The 16,437-nt window shown below is 48.2% G+C and carries 15 protein-coding genes and 2 riboswitches; of the genes, 14 read left to right on the top strand and 1 reads right to left on the bottom strand.

Annotated features, from left to right (window positions below; translation table 11 throughout):
• Window position 1 precedes the first annotated feature (1 nt).
• Genes gcvPB through HGO97_RS10070 form a run of 6 tightly spaced genes read left to right on the top strand, consistent with a single transcriptional unit; the run spans window position 2 to window position 7,084 of the window.
• Window positions 2-1,432, top strand: coding sequence for an aminomethyl-transferring glycine dehydrogenase subunit GcvPB (gcvPB, locus tag HGO97_RS10045; protein ID WP_216241174.1), 1,431 nt, complete (start codon window positions 2-4; stop codon window positions 1,430-1,432).
• Window positions 1,433-1,450: 18 nt separating this feature from the next.
• Window positions 1,451-2,449, top strand: coding sequence for a lipoate--protein ligase (locus HGO97_RS10050; protein ID WP_216241175.1), 999 nt, complete (start codon window positions 1,451-1,453; stop codon window positions 2,447-2,449).
• Window positions 2,450-2,460: 11 nt separating this feature from the next.
• Window positions 2,461-3,867: a dihydrolipoyl dehydrogenase gene (gene lpdA / locus HGO97_RS10055; RefSeq protein ID WP_216241176.1), complete on the top strand. Its 1,407-nt coding sequence runs from the start codon at window positions 2,461-2,463 to the stop codon at window positions 3,865-3,867.
• 21 nt (window positions 3,868-3,888) lie between these two features.
• Window positions 3,889-5,568 (top strand): formate--tetrahydrofolate ligase, encoded by a 1,680-nt coding sequence (locus tag HGO97_RS10060; protein ID WP_216241177.1) that lies wholly within the window; start codon window positions 3,889-3,891, stop codon window positions 5,566-5,568.
• 16 nt (window positions 5,569-5,584) lie between these two features.
• Entirely contained in the window at window positions 5,585-6,208 is a 624-nt protein-coding gene (locus HGO97_RS10065) for a cyclodeaminase/cyclohydrolase family protein (protein WP_216241436.1), read from the top strand.
• A gap of 18 nt (window positions 6,209-6,226) precedes the next feature.
• On the top strand, window positions 6,227-7,084 hold the full coding sequence (locus HGO97_RS10070; RefSeq protein ID WP_216241178.1) for a bifunctional 5,10-methylenetetrahydrofolate dehydrogenase/5,10-methenyltetrahydrofolate cyclohydrolase: 858 nt from the start codon (window positions 6,227-6,229) through the stop codon (window positions 7,082-7,084).
• A gap of 96 nt (window positions 7,085-7,180) precedes the next feature.
• On the opposite strand, the gene HGO97_RS10075 is transcribed toward HGO97_RS10070, so the two are convergent.
• A complete protein-coding gene (locus tag HGO97_RS10075; RefSeq protein WP_216241179.1) occupies window positions 7,181-8,107 on the bottom strand; it encodes an alpha/beta fold hydrolase in 927 nt (308 codons plus the stop codon).
• A 208-nt stretch (window positions 8,108-8,315) separates the two neighbouring features.
• Between HGO97_RS10075 and HGO97_RS10080 the strand changes: the two genes are divergently transcribed.
• The 8 genes from HGO97_RS10080 to HGO97_RS10115 all read left to right on the top strand — a co-directional run bounded on the left by HGO97_RS10080 (window position 8,316) and on the right by HGO97_RS10115 (window position 15,890).
• The gene (locus HGO97_RS10080) at window positions 8,316-8,642 is read left to right on the top strand and encodes a cysteine-rich small domain-containing protein (RefSeq protein ID WP_216241180.1); all 327 of its coding nucleotides are present in this window, start codon (window positions 8,316-8,318) and stop codon (window positions 8,640-8,642) included.
• 40 nt (window positions 8,643-8,682) lie between these two features.
• A complete protein-coding gene (locus tag HGO97_RS10085) occupies window positions 8,683-9,867 on the top strand; it encodes a ThiF family adenylyltransferase (RefSeq protein ID WP_216241181.1) in 1,185 nt (394 codons plus the stop codon).
• Window positions 9,868-10,043: 176 nt separating this feature from the next.
• A riboswitch (molybdenum cofactor riboswitch) is annotated at window positions 10,044-10,176 on the top strand.
• A gap of 43 nt (window positions 10,177-10,219) precedes the next feature.
• Window positions 10,220-10,699, top strand: coding sequence for a 4Fe-4S dicluster domain-containing protein (locus HGO97_RS10090; protein WP_216241182.1), 480 nt, complete (start codon window positions 10,220-10,222; stop codon window positions 10,697-10,699).
• Window positions 10,696-12,498, top strand: a complete 1,803-nt coding sequence (locus tag HGO97_RS10095; RefSeq protein ID WP_330654229.1) for an aldehyde ferredoxin oxidoreductase family protein — start codon at window positions 10,696-10,698, stop codon at window positions 12,496-12,498. Before HGO97_RS10090 ends, HGO97_RS10095 begins: the two co-directional genes overlap by 4 nt.
• 58 nt (window positions 12,499-12,556) lie before the next feature.
• The gene (locus HGO97_RS10100) at window positions 12,557-12,832 is read left to right on the top strand and encodes a MoaD family protein (protein WP_216241183.1); all 276 of its coding nucleotides are present in this window, start codon (window positions 12,557-12,559) and stop codon (window positions 12,830-12,832) included.
• A gap of 5 nt (window positions 12,833-12,837) precedes the next feature.
• Window positions 12,838-13,320 (top strand): NADH-quinone oxidoreductase subunit NuoE family protein, encoded by a 483-nt coding sequence (locus HGO97_RS10105; protein ID WP_287841234.1) that lies wholly within the window; start codon window positions 12,838-12,840, stop codon window positions 13,318-13,320.
• The gene (locus tag HGO97_RS10110) at window positions 13,321-15,141 is read left to right on the top strand and encodes an NADH-ubiquinone oxidoreductase-F iron-sulfur binding region domain-containing protein (RefSeq protein ID WP_216241185.1); all 1,821 of its coding nucleotides are present in this window, start codon (window positions 13,321-13,323) and stop codon (window positions 15,139-15,141) included.
• Window positions 15,138-15,890: a 2Fe-2S iron-sulfur cluster-binding protein gene (locus HGO97_RS10115; protein ID WP_216241186.1), complete on the top strand. Its 753-nt coding sequence runs from the start codon at window positions 15,138-15,140 to the stop codon at window positions 15,888-15,890. The genes HGO97_RS10110 and HGO97_RS10115 overlap by 4 nt, the downstream gene beginning before the upstream one ends.
• Before the next feature lie 202 nt (window positions 15,891-16,092).
• A riboswitch (molybdenum cofactor riboswitch) is annotated at window positions 16,093-16,216 on the top strand.
• The last annotated feature ends 221 nt before the right edge of the window (window positions 16,217-16,437 follow it).

Genomic DNA, 16,437 nt, shown 5'->3' on the forward strand with positions numbered 1-16,437 from the left:
TATGTTAATATTTGAAAAAAGCAGACCGGGCAGGGGATGCAGTACACTTCCTGCATGTGATGTAGAAGTCGTTCGGCCAAAAGAGAGAGATAAAAGAGAGTTAAAACTGCATATGCCGGAGCTGTCGGAGGTGGAACTTAGCAGACATTACACAGAACTGGCTAAAAAGTCCCATGGCGTGAACGATGGATTTTATCCGCTTGGATCTTGTACCATGAAGTACAACCCAAGAATCAATGAAGAGATTGCAGCACTTCCAGGGTTCAAAGAGATTCATCCGCTGCAGCCGGAGCATACGGTTCAGGGATGTCTGGAGGTGTTAAAGCGTTCCGAAGAAGCACTCTGTGAGATTACAGGAATGGATGCCATGACGCTGCAGCCGGCAGCAGGAGCTCACGGAGAGTTTACAGGGTTGCTTCTGATGAAAGCTTATCATCACAGCAGAGGAGATCAGAAGAGGACAAAAATTATTGTCCCGGATTCTGCACATGGAACGAACCCGGCAAGTGCGGCTATGGCAGGATATTCTGTAGTGAGTATCCCATCCGGTCCGGATGGTTGTGTCGATCTTAAAAAGTTAAGGGAAGCAGTGGGCGACGACATAGCCGGCCTGATGCTGACGAATCCGAATACAGTCGGTCTTTTCGATAAGAACATTTTGGAAATTACGGATATTGTACATGAGTGCGGCGGACTCTGCTATTATGACGGGGCGAACCTGAATGCAGTGATGGGAACAGTACGCCCTGGGGACATGGGATTTGACGTGATTCATCTCAATCTGCATAAAACATTTTCTACCCCGCATGGCGGAGGCGGACCGGGAAGCGGACCAGTCGGATGTAAGGCATGTCTCGCAGAATTTTTGCCATCAGTGCGTGTGGATGGGGAAGAAGTGTTAAGACTTACGAAGGCAGAGCACGGCATCGGTGAGGTAAAGAGTTTTTACGGGAACTTCCTTGTTGTAGTGAGGGCATTGACCTATATCATGACACTGGGAAGGGAAGGAATCACAGAGGCCAGCCAGAATGCAGTACTCAATGCGAACTATATGATGCACAAATTAAAGGAGCAGTATCAGATGGCATATGACGAAGTGTGCATGCATGAGTTCGTAATGAGCCTTTCTGATCTTAAGAAATCAACAGGTGTTTCCGCTATGGATATTGCAAAAGGACTTTTGGATCATGAGATTCATCCACCGACAATGTATTTCCCGTTGATCGTGGAGGAAGCGCTTATGGTGGAGCCTACAGAAACAGAATCCAAGGAAACGATCGATGAGGCAGTCGGTGTGTTCAGAGAATTATATGAGCTTGCAGTCAAGGATGCAGAACGTCTTCACAATGCTCCGGTCAGTACGCCGGTAGGCAGATTGGATGAAGTAAAAGCTGCAAGACATCCGGTGCTTCGTTATTCATTTGATGTGTAGAAGACAGGGGCTAAGGCAGTGATCAGGAAAATAACATATATAGAAAGTAAACAGTATGATCCTTACGAGAATCTGGCGGTGGAGGAATATTTGCTGCTAAATTGCAGGGAAGATCAATGTATTCTGTATTTGTGGCAGAATCAGAATACGGTCGTGATCGGACGCAATCAGAATGCCTGGAAAGAATGCCTTGTCAGCAAGCTGGAGGAGGACGGCGGACATTTGGCCCGCCGTCTGTCCGGTGGAGGGGCAGTCTATCATGATCTGGGGAATCTGAATTTCACATTTTTGGCAGGCAAAGAAAATTATAATGTAGACCGACAACTGGAGGTTATTTTAAAGGCCGTCAGCAGGCTGGGGATTCAGGCAGAAAAGTCTGGACGCAATGATGTCCTGATTCATGGAAAAAAATTTTCTGGAAATGCATTCTATGAACAAGGAGCTCATTGCTGTCATCATGGCACCTTGATGGTGAATGTGAATCTGGGAGAACTGTCAAAGTATCTAACAGTCTCCAAAGAAAAACTGCAGTCTAAAGGGGTCGATTCAGTGAAGTCGCGAGTGGCGAATTTAACGGAGTTTCTTCCAGAGCTCTCAATAGAACAGTTGAAACTGGCATTAAAGTATGCATTTGATGAGGTTTATGGGTTACAGGCAGAAGTCATTGGGATAGAGGATCTTGAACAGGACAAGGTGCAGGCAGCGAAAAAGCGTTTTTCATCATGGAAATGGCTGTATGGCAGAAAAATAGATTTTCAATATGAACTGTCTCATCGGTTTTCATGGGGACAGATGAATATCCAGTTAAAGGTCGCAGATGGAAGAATTGAGGATGTGGCGGTATATTCTGATTCATTAGTACCGGGCTTCATTGAAAATATACCCAAATATCTAAAGAAAGTCCGCTACAACAAGAACAGTATTTGTGCAGAGCTAGGCCTGTATTGGTCCAGAAATCAGCAGGAAGAAGAAATGATAAAAGACATAATAGCATGGATCAAAACAGTAGATTTATAGAGGAGAGAAAAATGGAGAACAAATATGACCTGATTGTGATCGGTGCCGGGCCGGGAGGATATGTAGCGGCAATCAAGGCGGCGAAGTTAGGATTGAGAACAGCAGTGATCGAGGCTGGAAGAGTAGGCGGGACTTGTCTGAACAGAGGTTGTATTCCGGCTAAAGCAATGCTGCATGCGTCTTCTTTGTACCGGGAGATACAGGAAGGAGAAAGGTTCGGAATCCTGGCTTTGGATGTGTCATTTGATTATGAAAAGATTCTGGCTTATAAAGAAGGAACAACAGAGAAGCTGGTTCAAGGTGTAGATAAGCTTTTAAAAGCCAATGGAGTCGCATTGATTTCTGGAAGAGGAACGCTCCTTTCTAAGAGACAGGTACAGGTAACCGATCAAGGAACACAAGAAATCTACAGTGCCCAGAACATCATCCTGGCAACGGGCTCCAAGCCATTGCTCCTGCCAATCCAGGGAATGGATCTGCCAGGAGTACTGACCAGTGATGAGTTGTTCCAGTTGAAAAAGCTGCCGGAAAGTCTGGTCATTATTGGCGGCGGTGTGATCAGTGTGGAGTTTGCAACAGCATTTGCCGCATTTGGCTGTAAAATCACGATTTTAGAAGCGCTTCCAAGATTGATTCCGAATATGGAAAAAGAAATCTCCCAGAATCTGAAATTGATTTTGAAGAAACGGGGGATAGATATTCATACCTCTGCTTCGGTACAGAGCGTGGTGGAAGACAACGGGGCTTATGCATGCAGATTCATAGAAAAGGAAAAGGAGATGTCTGTGTCTGCTCAATATGTATTGTGTGCAGTTGGACGTATCCCGAATACGGAAGGGCTGTTTGGAGAAGGGATACAACCAGAGATGGAGCGTGGAAGAGTGGTTGTAGACGAACATTTCAAGACCAGCCTGGAGGGCGTCTATGCAATCGGTGATCTGATCAAGGGCATGCAGCTTGCACATACGGCCAGCGCACAGGGCATGGTGACGGCAGAATATCTGGCGGGAAAGGAAGCCTCTATCGACCTTAATGTTGTTCCGAGTTGTGTATATACATCCCCGGAGATCGCATCTGTGGGGCTTACTGAGGATGAGGCAAAAGAAAAGGGAATCCCGGTGAGAGTCGGAAAGTTTATTATGAGTGCGAATGGAAAGTCGTTGATCACCCAGGAAGAACGTGGATTTGTAAAGGTCGTGGTACAAGAAAAAACGGATCAGATACTGGGGGCACAGATGATGTGTGCAAGAGCTACGGATATGATTGGAGAATTTAGTACAGCGATAGCAAATCATATGTCAGCCGGCCAACTATTAAAAGGGATGCGTGCTCATCCGACATACAACGAGGGCGTCGGGGAAGCGTTGGAAGAGCTTTTTGATGGTGCTATTCATGTAGCTCCGAAAAAGAGACGATAAAAGGCCAAGGAGAACGAGAAAATGGGATTTAAAAGTGATATAGAGATTGCACAGGAAACGAAGCTGCAAGTGATTAATGAAATCGCAGAAGCCGCCGGGATACCGGATCAATATGTAGAGAATTATGGAAAATATAAAGCGAAGATCGACTACCGTTATTATGAAGATGAACTGGCTAAACGCCCGGATGCGAAGGTGATTCTGGTAACTGCCATCAATCCGACGCCAGCAGGAGAAGGCAAAACAACGACAACGATCGGGGTGGCCGATGCTATGAACCGATTGGGAAAGAAAACAATGGTCGCATTAAGAGAGCCTTCACTCGGACCGGTCTTTGGAGTGAAGGGCGGTGCAGCCGGAGGCGGTTACGCACAGGTCGTGCCGATGGAAGATATCAATCTGCATTTCACAGGAGATCTGCATGCCATTGGTGCGGCAAATAACCTGATTGCAGCGATGCTTGACAATCACATCCATCAAGGCAATGCATTGGATATTGATACGAACCGCGTGACATGGAGAAGATGCGTGGACATGAATGACCGTCAACTGCGCAGTATTGTAGACGGACTTGGAGCAAAGGCGGACGGTGTGACAAGACAGGATGGATTTGATATTACGGTGGCCTCGGAGATTATGGCAGTATTCTGTCTGGCAAATGATATTTTAGATTTAAAGAGACGTGTGGCGAAGATCATTGTAGCTTATTCCAGAACTGGCGAACCGGTAACTGCGGGAGACCTGCATGCAGAAGGGGCAGTTGCAGCGCTTTTAAAGGATGCCTTGAAGCCGAACCTGGTGCAGACCCTGGAAGGAACACCGGCATTTATCCACGGAGGACCGTTCGCAAATATTGCTCATGGATGTAACAGCGTCATTGCCACAAAAATGGGAATCAAGATGGCAGATTATATGGTGACAGAGGCAGGATTTGGTGCAGACCTTGGAGCAGAAAAATTTGTCGATATTAAGTGCCGTATGTCAGGAATCCGTCCCAATGCTGTTATCCTGGTAGCAACCATTAAGGCATTGAAATATAATGGCGGCGTGCCAAAGACAGAACTACAGGCAGAGAATCTGCAAGCTCTGGAAAAGGGAATCCCGAATCTGCTCAAGCATATTGAAAATATTACGAAAGTCTATCATCTGCCAGCGGTAGTTGCCATTAACAAGTTCCCGACAGATACGGATGCGGAGCTTGCATTGGTAAAAGAAAAATGTAAAGAATTAGGCGTGAATGTTGCCCTGTCAGATGTGTGGGCAAATGGAGGTGCAGGAGGCGAGGAACTGGCCCGGGAAGTAATCCGCCTGTGTGAAGGGGAAAGTACCATGGAATTTGTCTATGATGTAAAAGCCTCTATTAAAGAGAAGATTGAAGCAATTGCTACGAAGGTATATGGGGCTGATGGTGTGGATTATACTCCAAAGGCTGAGAAAGAAATAAAGAATCTGGAGAGAATTGGATTAGGAGACCTTCCGATTTGTATGGCAAAGAATCAATATTCTCTGACAGATGATGCTAAGAAACTGGGACGACCAGAAGGTTTTCGTATTACGATCCGTGATATCACAGCATCTGCCGGGGCCGGTTTTTTGGTGGCATTGACCGGTGATATCATGAAGATGCCGGGACTTCCAAAGGTACCCGCGGCAGAGAAAATCGATGTGGATGCTGATGGTGTGATATCAGGACTCTTCTAGGAGGAATGAAAAAATGATGCTAGAGAAAAAGACAACAGATTTTCTGGAGGTACTTTCTTCAGCAGCACCAGTACCGGGCGGAGGCGGGACCTCCGCCGCGGTAGGAGCATTTGCGTCCGCGCTGGGCATGATGGTAGCGAATCTGACTGTAGGGAAGAAAAAATATGCAGATGTCGAGGAAGAAATAAAAGAAGTAAGAGGTCAGCTAAAACATTTGCAGGATAAGCTGGTGGAGCTGACAGATGAGGATGCAAAGGCATTTGAACCATTGTCAAGGGCTTATGGACTCCCGAAAGATACGAAGGAGCAAAAGGCAGAGAAAGAACGGATATTGGAAGATGCCTTGTATGAGGCGAGTGTAGTTCCGATGCAGATCATGGAGACGATTCTCCAGGTGGTACATCTGTTGGAGGTTCTGGGAGAGAAAGGAAGCCGGATCGCGATCAGTGACGTGGGCGTCGGTATCCTGTTTGCACAGGCGGCACTGGAGGGCGCCTCTCTCAATGTATTTATCAATACGAAACTGATGAAAAACCGGGAGCGTGCAGAACAGATGAATCAGCGCACTGAGGCTATGATCGAAGAAGGGCGCGAATGGAAAAAGCGTATTTATCAATGCGTGCTTGAAAAGATCAAATAAGGGCCGGAGGAAAAGTATATGAGTACAGCTATGATGGGATCGGACGTGGCAAAAGCCATGAAGGAGCATCTGATTCAGGAAGTTATAGAATTGAAAGAAAAAGGAATAGAACCATGTCTGACGATTATCCGAGTAGGTAACAGGGAAGACGATCTTGCCTATGAGCGCGGAGCAAAGAAAAGAATGGAACTGGTCGGCATCAAATGCCAAGTGCTGGAATTGCCGGAGAATATCCATCAGGCAGAGTTTGAGGAGGCATTCCAGAAGGTGAATGAGGATCCGAAGGTCCATGGAATCTTATTGTTCCGGCCGCTTCCGGGGAACTTAGATGAAGGGCCGGTAAAAGCAATGATCCATCCGTTTAAGGATGTAGACTGTATGAGTGATATTAACGTTGCCAGGATATTTTCAGGAGACGAAAAAGGATTTGCACCATGTACGGCAGAGGCGGTCATGGAGATGCTGGACTATTACGGCATCGATCCGAAAGGGAAGCGTGTTACAATTGTAGGGAGAAGTATGGTAGTCGGAAAACCGCTTTCTATGCTGCTTTTGAAGAAACATGCTACGATTACGATCTGCCACACACGGACAGAAGATCTTGCAGGAACGTGCCGCAATGCAGAGATATTAGTGGCGGCTGCAGGAAAAGCAAAGCTGATTACAAAAGAAATGGTGGGGGACGGTGCGGTTGTTGTGGATGTAGGAATTCATCTTGATGAGTCAGGAAATCTCTGCGGAGATGTGGATTTTGACGCTGTAAAGGAGAGGGCTTCTTACATCAGTCCAGTGCCTAAGGGAGTCGGAAGCGTGACAACTTCGGTGCTGGCAAATCATGTAGTCCGTGCCGCTAGGTATTTGACCACATCTTGCTGAGATATATAAAAAGGTTCTTCTATCATGAAAAGAAAATGATAGAAGAACCTTTTCGATTATGAGCTTTTGATGTATGAAGTCTATACAGTTTCTAAATTAGCCAAGTACTCCATCCATAAATGCAATAATCCCTGCCTCCACTTCATTTTTGATTGCTGCATAGTTATGGATCTCATGCCGATAGCCAGAGTATACTTTCGTAGTTACCTGATGTCCAGTGTCGCACAGCCAGTTAGACACTTCATAGATTCCTTTTCCATACTCGCCGACGGGATCCTGGTCCCCTCCGATATTATAAATCGAAAGCGTCTTCGGAACCTTTTGGGCCCATTGTGTCCCCTTAATGGCTTCCATCATCTGTGTGAAATCATAGAGAGAACGGTTGCTGGTCGGTCTGGTGAAAGCATCAAATGGATCATCAGCATGGTCGCGCTGTACATAAGGGTCTGCGCAGATCCATTCATTTCCGATCGTGATCTCTCCGCAGCGTTCCCCCATCCATCCCATCAATGCACCCGTAAATTCCGGGTTGGATTCTGTGCCGTGTCCATCCTCACAGGTCTTTTTTAAAAGTTCTGCTGTTTCAGCCGCGCCGCGGAATGTTCCGGTAGTACCGCAGATCGTGATTCCAGCCAGATCATCCCCATATTTGGCTGCATAGTCTCTGGTGATAAAGGAGCCCATACTGTGTCCGAACAGGAAATAAGGCAGGTTCGGATATTTCTCACAGACCAGTTCTTTCAGGGTATGCTCGTCTTCCATCATGGTGCGGAATCCGGCATCGCCCCAGTCCCCCCATGCATCATTGACAATTGCAGTTTTGCCATGTCCGACATGGTCATCCGCTGCAACGATGTAGCCTGCGTCCATGAAGCTGACGATCATATGCAGATACCGTCTGGAATGCTCGCCAAATCCGTGGATGATCTGGACGATTCCCTTCGGTTTGGCTGCCGGAACATAGATCCAGCCCTGGACCTCATCGCGTTTGTTGTAGGATGGGAAACTAACCTCATGTAACATAATAACACCTCCGCTTTTAGGATAAATTTTATGCTACTTTCATTGTAGGGGGTATAGTAGAAAGTGTCAAATGGATTCTTAAGATATGTTAGGAAGGATTAGAGTGCAGGAGGAATTGAACTGCCTATCCACACGTGCTATAGTAGGAACAAAGAAAAGGAAGAAAAGAATGTCATAAGTAAAAGCATTTTCAAAGGAGTGTGAAGCCATGAGTCAGGAAAAACAAGATTGGAAGGTAAAAAAATATTCTTTCTTCTGCCACAAGGAATGTGAATATTTCCCCTGCCATAAAACAAATGATCCAGAGAACTTTAATTGTCTGTTCTGCTATTGTCCATTATATGCACTGGGGGATGGATGCGGCGGGAATTTTCGGTATACAGAGAAAGGAGTCAAGGACTGTACAAACTGTCTGCTGCCGCATAAGAGAGAGAATTATGCATATGTTACTGGAAAGTATCAGGAGATTAAAGAGCTTGCACTGCGTCAGCGGACACAGAACGATAAGGAGCAGCCAGATGATACACAGGCATAGGAAAATTGGTGTGAGTAGTTATAGGAAGGAGTGAGATAGGATGGAGATGCTAAAGAAGACGACAGTCCATATCAGCAGACTGCAGATATTTGAAGAGAAGAAGGCACCCGGCAGGCAGGTGGAGTCTGTACAGGTGGTGAAGAACGGCGGGATGAAAGGAGACCTTCACTGCGTGGATGACAAAAAGCCAATCAGTATCATGACAGAAGATGTCTTACGTTTCCTGGAAGAGGAAGAAATCAAAGGCCTCTGCTTTCAGAGATTCAAGGCAAATCTGGTCATCAAAGGACGGTTGCAGCTTGAACCAGGGGACCAAGTCAAAGTGGGGAGTACGACACTGTTGATCACAGAGAAAAAAGGTCCCTGCTTTGAGGAATGCAGCCGTTATCAAAAGGACCTGGACTGTAAACTTAGGGAATCCTGCTGGTTCGCTCAAGCCCTGGAGGAGGGTGAAATCCACGTGGGCGATCTACTGGAAAAGCAAGAGGCGTTCTCATTTACTTACGACTGGGACCGCTACACAAGGCAGATGATGGTACCTGGCATGGGAAGAGAGAATCAGGAGCGTCTTAAGAATGCATCCGTCCTGGTAGTGGGAGCAGGAGGCCTGGGATGTCCCGTCCTGACCGCTCTCGCAGAGGCTGGAATCGGGAGAATCGGAGTGATGGACGGGGATGTGATCGAGCGGACCAACTTAAACCGTCAATATCTGTATACTCCTGCGGATATTGGGAAGAAGAAGGCTGTCTGTGCCGGAGCGTGGCTCAGGCGTTTCCGCCCGGATATAAAAGTACAGATCTGGGAGGAGCGCATGACAGAAGAAAATGGCAGAGAGATTGTACCTTCCTTTGATCTGGTCATGTGTGCGGTAGACCAGGTGCAGACCCGCATGATGATCAACCGGATTGCCATGGAATGCAAAAAACCGTTGATTGATGGGGCTATCGATGGAGCTTATGGTACAGTAACGGCGGTGACGGATGAGAATGCCCCCTGTCTTGCCTGCATGAATCCGGAAGGGAAAGAACAGGAGCATGTAAGCAGCTCTCTGGGGACGACTACGATGATTGTGGGTGCCCTAGAGGCACAGTTTGCAATCAGCTATCTCACGGGACAGGAACGAAAGGGCAGCAGTATGCTGAGTTATGATGGAATCTATGGCAGTGTCGAGGAAATCCCTGTGGTGAAAAACCCAGAATGCCCGGTCTGCAGCTGGATCAAATAGTCCAAATAAAATACCTTAAGCTATTATAAAGTCAACAATCACGGGAGGACTAGGTCAGAAAAGAAAAAACATTTGATAAAAAATTAACATAATTCGACATAAAATATGAAAATTAACAAAAATTTAAAAAATTCCCTAGCATTATCAGTTAACTTATATTATAATATTTACAGAAACATGTAAATAAACTCCGAGTCCCGGAGTTCTGACGTATGAGGGCCGATTAAGCATACGGGAAGGCGGGACCAATGGGTAGCACGGGTAACGGTGCTGCCTGCCGAATTGCAAAGGAGTCCATTATTATGCCGGCCGGCGTAGTAATGGATTTTTTTAATGAAGGAGGTATTGGCTAATGGGAAAACAGTTATTGATTAAGCCCGAGAAATGCCTGGGATGCAGAACCTGCGAACTGGTCTGCTCCTTTGGGCACAATGGAGCATTTAATCCAAGATTTGCCAACGTCAGTGTTATGGCGTATGAGGAGGCAGCCATCTGTATTCCGGTCATGTGTATGCAGTGCGAAGATCCATGCTGCCTGGAAGTATGCCCGGTAGGTGCAATTTCCAGAGATGACAAGGATGCAGTTGTGATCAATCAGGATAAGTGCATCGGCTGCAAGATGTGTATGAACGCATGTCCACTTGGCAACATCGGATTCAATACGGAGAGAAGGCAGGTACATAAGTGTGACTTGTGCGGCGGAGACCCGAAGTGCGCGAAGTTCTGTCCGACAGGAGCAATTTCCTATGAAGACCCGGAAGAGGGCATTGACAGGAAGCGTGCAATTGCCGATCACTTTAAAGATGTATTTGGAGAGGAGGCAAAAGCATGATGTACGGATATATGGGACAGATTATCAGAGTGAATTTATCAGATGGCACAGTGAAAAAAGAACCGCTGAACATGCAGTCTGCAAAGGATTACATAGGTGCAAGAGGACTGGGGACCAAGTATTTTTGCGATGAAGTAGATCCGAAGGTTGAGCCGCTGGGACCGGACAACAAACTGATCTTTATGACAGGACCGCTGACCGGAACGGCAGCTTCCTGCAGCGGACGTTTTGAAGTCGTTGCGAAGGCACCTCTTACCGGGACCATAGGTGCAGCCAATTCCGGCGGACATTTCGGACCGGAGCTTAAGTTTGCAGGCTATGACGGAATTATTTTCGAGGGGGTCAGTGACCACCCGGTTTATCTGTATATCAATGATGATGTGGTAGAGTTAAGAGATGCGAAGGATCTGTGGGGCAGGACCGTCTATGATACGACAGATGAGCTGAACAGAATCTGCGGCCCGTCATTCCGGGTTTCCTGTATCGGACCGACAGGCGAGAACCTGTGTCTGTATGCGGGGGTTATGAATGATAAGCACCGTGCAGCAGGACGAGGCGGCATGGGCGCTGTAATGGGAAGCAAGATGCTGAAAGCCGTAGTGGTAAAAGGAACGAAGTCCATTTACGTTGCAAGGCCGGAGGGCTTCATGGATGCAATCGAGAATGCAAGGAAGGTATTAAAGGCTCATCCGGTTACCGGAGAAGGGCTTGGAGCATATGGAACGGAGATTCTGGTCAATATCATCAATGAATCAGGAGCACTGCCGAAGAACAACGGACGTGACGGCTCTGTCTATGCAGATGCAGATAATATTTCCGGCGAGACACTGGCAGAGAAGTATCTAATCCGCAACAAGGGCTGCTTTGGATGCTGCATCGGCTGCGGACGTGTGGTAGATATCCCGAACGGACAGTTCAAGTCCAGAGGAGAGGGACCGGAGTATGAGGCAGCATGGTCCTTTGGTGCGGACTGTGGAATCGATGACCTGGAGGCAGTATGTAAGGCGAACTTCACCTGTAATGAATATGGATTTGATCCGATCACACTTGGAGCGACCATCGCCTGTGCGATGGAATTATTCGAAGCAGGTTATCTGACAGAAGAGGATACGGGAGGAATCCCGATTCGTTTCGGTGATGCACCGACCATGGTCAAACTGGCAGAGATGACAGGAAAGAACGAGGGCTTTGGCGCTCAGCTTGCTCTTGGTTCCTACCGTCTGGCAGAGAAGTACGGACACCCAGAATTATCCATGTCTGTGAAGAAGCAGGAGATGCCGGCCTATGACGGCCGTGCAATGCAGGGAATCGGTCTGGAGTATGCAACTTCCAACCGCGGCGGCTGCCATGTACGTGGTTACATGACTTCACCGGAGGTCCTTGGGCTTCCAGTCAAGATGGATCCGCTGGTAACAGAAGGAAAGGCTTCCATGCTGAAGGTCTTCCAGGATCTGACGGCATTGATCGATTCCGTAGGAATCTGTCTGTTTACCTCCTTTGCAATTGGGCTGCCGGAGGTGGCAGCACAGTACCGCGAGGCAGTTGGAAGCGACGAATCAGATGCGGATATCCTGCTCAAAGGCGAGCGTGTATGGAATCTGGAGAAGAAGTTCAACATCGCTGCTGGAGTGGAGAAGGATACGCTTCCGCCGAGGCTTTTAAGAGAGCAGCTGCCGGAAGGACCTGCAAAGGGCAAGGTCAACGATCTCTATACGATGCTGGCAGAATATTATCAGGTAAGAGGCTGGGATGCAGAAGGGATTCCGACACCTGAGAAGGAACAGGAATTAGGTTTATAGAAAAAGGCTGCGGCAGGGGCTTAGAAAACCTCTGCCGTATAAAAAAGGAGATGAAGCAATGCAGATCAAGTTTTTTGCTTATCTCAGAGATTATACCGGCTGCAAGACGACAGATTTCCCCTATGAGGAAGATCTCTACCATCTGGCACATTCCCTCTGTGATGTTTACGGGGAAAAGCTGAGGAAGAAGATGCTTACAGCCGATGGAGAGGACCTGGGAGAAGAGATCATCATTCTGGTCAACGGCAGACATGTGGCACATCTGGGAGGGATTCATGCAAAGCTTCTCCCGGATGATGTGGTTTCGATATTCCCTGTTGTTGCAGGCGGGTAAAGGTGGTGGAATTTTTGGAAGTATCCATAGAAAGTATCGATCAGATCATTCATTCTTATGAATGCAGCCAGAGATATGCACTGGCTATCATGCAGGATATGCAGAGGACTTACCAGTATGTGCCCAGAGAGGGCATGGAGGCGCTGGCACAGTATCTGGACTGTCCGGTGTCGGCGTTATATGCCATGGCTACTTTTTATAAGGCATTGAGCCTGGTGCCAAAAGGCGAGCATATTATCAAATGCTGCGACGGTACGGCATGCCATATCAGAGGTGCATCGACACTGATAGACGGAGTGAAAAGGGAACTGGGCATTGAGCCGGGTGAGACCACAGAGGACGGTTTTTTCTCCTTTGAGACGGTCAACTGCTTGGGCTCCTGCGCACTGGCCCCGGTGCTGGTCGTAGATGACGTATATTATGGAAAAGTAACGCTTGAGAAATTAAAAGAGATTATAGCGGATGTCCGGAAAGGTGGTGCTGCATAGATGGAAAAGCAGATTCTGATATGTTGTGGTACCGGATGCCGGGCAAACGGCAGTATGAAGGTCGTGGAGGCTCTGAATGAGGCGGCCAGGGAACAGGGAGCAGACGCCCGGGTGATCGCGGACGTGAAGACAACCGGGTGCAATGGTTTCTGTGAGAACGGACCGATCGTAAAGATCCTGCCGGACAATCTTGTATACTATAAAGTAAAGCCCGCAGATGCGAAGGAAATCATAGAAAAGACGGTACAAAGCGGGGAAGAGATTCCGCGGCTTATGTATAAGGATGATACCGGGACCCGGGTACGTTCCCAGGAGGAAAACCCGTTCTACGCCCATCAGCATAAGGTGGCCCTGAGGCACATCGGGCGGATCGACCCGGAGAATATTGAGGATTATTTAAAGGAAGGCGGATATGAAGCACTTAAGAGGGCTGTATCCATGACTTCCGATGAGATTATTACAGAGGTGGAGAAGTCCGGGCTGCGCGGAAGAGGCGGTGCAGGCTTCCCGGCGGGAAGAAAGTGGCGGACCGCCGCATCCTATGAACACTTCCCAAAATATGTAGCATGCAATGGAGATGAGGGTGATCCCGGTGCATTCATGGACCGCTCGATCCTGGAAGGAGATCCCCACTGTGTGATCGAAGGACTGGCAATTGCTGCAGTCGCAGTCGGAGCGGAGGAAGGATTTTTCTATATCCGTGATGAGTATGACCTGGCAGTGAAGCATATCAAAAAGGCAATTCAGGATGCCGAGGAGAGAGGAATCATCGGGGAATCGGTGATGGGATCTTCCCACAGACTGAAGCTTTCTGTGGTACGGGGCGGCGGAGCTTTCGTATGCGGAGAGTCCACGGCGTTGATGGCATCCATCGAAGGCAGGGTGGGAGAGCCGAGAGCCAAGTATATCCGTTCTGTACAGAGAGGCCTGTGGAATCAGCCGACTGTACTGAACAATGTGGAGACACTGGCGAATATCCCGGTCATTATCCAGGAGGGCGGAGATGCGTTCGCCAGGATCGGGACAAAGAACAGCAGCGGCACAAAGGTATTTGCTCTGGTCGGTAAGGTCAAGAGGACCGGACTGGTGGAAGTGCCGATGGGTACAACGCTGCGTCATCTGATCTATGACATCGGCGGTGGAATCCTGAACAACCGTGCATTTAAGGCGGTGCAGACAGGAGGTCCGTCAGGAGGCTGTATCCCGGAATCCATGCTGGATCTGGAGGTGGATTTTGATTCTCTGGCCGAGTATGGGGCCATGATGGGGTCCGGCGGTATGATCGTCATGGATGACAGAAGCTGTATGGTGGAGGTTGCCAGATATTATACCAACTTCCTGTGTGAGGAGAGCTGTGGAAAATGTACCCCATGCCGTGAGGGCTTGAGAAGGACGCTTGAGATCCTGACCGATATCTGCGAAGGCAGAGGCCGGGAAGGTGATATTGAACTTCTGGAGCGTTTAGGACACGCGATGCAGGATGCATCCCTGTGCAGCCTTGGCAAGACGGCGGCCAACCCGGTACTGACGACGATTCAGTATTTTCGGGAGGAATATGAGGCACATATCCGTGAGAAGAGATGTCCTGCGGGCGTGTGCAAGGAGCTGACCAGATTCGCGATCCAGCCGGAGAAATGTATCGGCTGTGACATGTGTGCAAGAGGATGTCCGGCGTATGCGATCAGTGGCGGCAAGAAGGAAGTACATACCATTGACCAGACGAAGTGTATCGCCTGCGGAAGCTGCCGGGAGGCATGTAAGTTTGACGCGGTGGTCACTCTGGGAAGAAATGACGTGGCAGAAAGGGGGCAGCAGGCATGATTGAGATTACGATAAATGGAAAAGCCTGTACCTGCGAGAAGGGAGAGTTCCTTCTTGATGTTGCCAGGAGGAATGGTTTTTATATCCCGACTTTGTGCCATCATCCCGGTCTTGCGGAGCAGGGCTGCTGCAGAGTGTGTCTGGTGGAGGTCGTGGAACGTGGAAAGAGCAAGATCGTGGTATCCTGTGTGTATCCTGTGGAACGGCCCTGTGAAGTCTATACGGACAGTGACCGGGTCAGAGAGGACCGGGGCGCAGTCCTGATGCTTCTGGCTATGAGAGCGCCGGAGAGTCCTGAGATTGCAGCACTGTGCAGACAGTATGGTGCCATAGACGGCAGCCGTTTCAAGCCCATTCAGGGAGAAAAGTGCATCATGTGCGGCTTGTGTGCAAGAGCCTGCGCAAGCCTGGGAACAGGTGCCATTTCTACGGTCATGAGGGGAACAGCGAAAAAGATTTCCACCCCGTATGATGAGCCGAGCAGTGCCTGTATCGGATGCTTAAGCTGTGTGAAGGTCTGCCCGACCAGCGCGATCTCATTTACAGACGGCCCTGAAAAACGGAGCATCTGGGGACGGGAGTTCGAACTGGTCCACTGCCGGGAATGCGGCACTGTGATCGGGACCAGGGAAGAAATCGAATATGCGGCTAAACGCTGCGGCGAGGAGCCAGAGGAAATCTGTCCGGAATGCCGGAAGAAAAAGATGGCAGATGTGATGGCGCATACCTATGGAGAGTGTGAGATATAACAAGGTATTTGTAGAGCCTAGCAAGACATATACCTGAATTCTTAGCGAGGTATTTCATGAGCTTAGTATTCATGGTATAATAGAATTAATATTTTGCATCAGGATTAAAGTACTGCCGGCGAATTTGGGTAAGAGGTAAAGGAGGTATTATAAAGCTGCCGGCGGTATTTTAAATAAATAACAGCAGAATTAAAATTACATATCAGTTGCAGGAATTCGAGCCTGGCTGTCTAAAGCGGCGATGAAAGCAATGACAGCGGGCCAATGGGTACTTTTTGAAAAGAAAGTGCCTTCCGTATTTGAAAAGAATATCCGCAGAAATTCATCAGGTTTATTTTGCGTGGTCTTCTTTTTCAGAGGCCATTTTTTTGTAACTATTCAGCCATGTGGGAAGATCTATGCAGTTTCTGTGTGGGAGCTTGCTCACTAAGCAGAAACTGCATAAATCTTTCCATACGGCGTTTAGCCGAAGCGAGATGAAGCGGTTTTAGCGGAATCGAGCTTGCATGGCTGAATAGTTACCAGTTTTTCATATGGAAAGATGGCC

This window comes from Faecalicatena faecalis, assembly GCF_012524165.2.
GTDB classification, from domain to species: domain Bacteria; phylum Bacillota; class Clostridia; order Lachnospirales; family Lachnospiraceae; genus Faecalicatena_A; species Faecalicatena_A faecalis.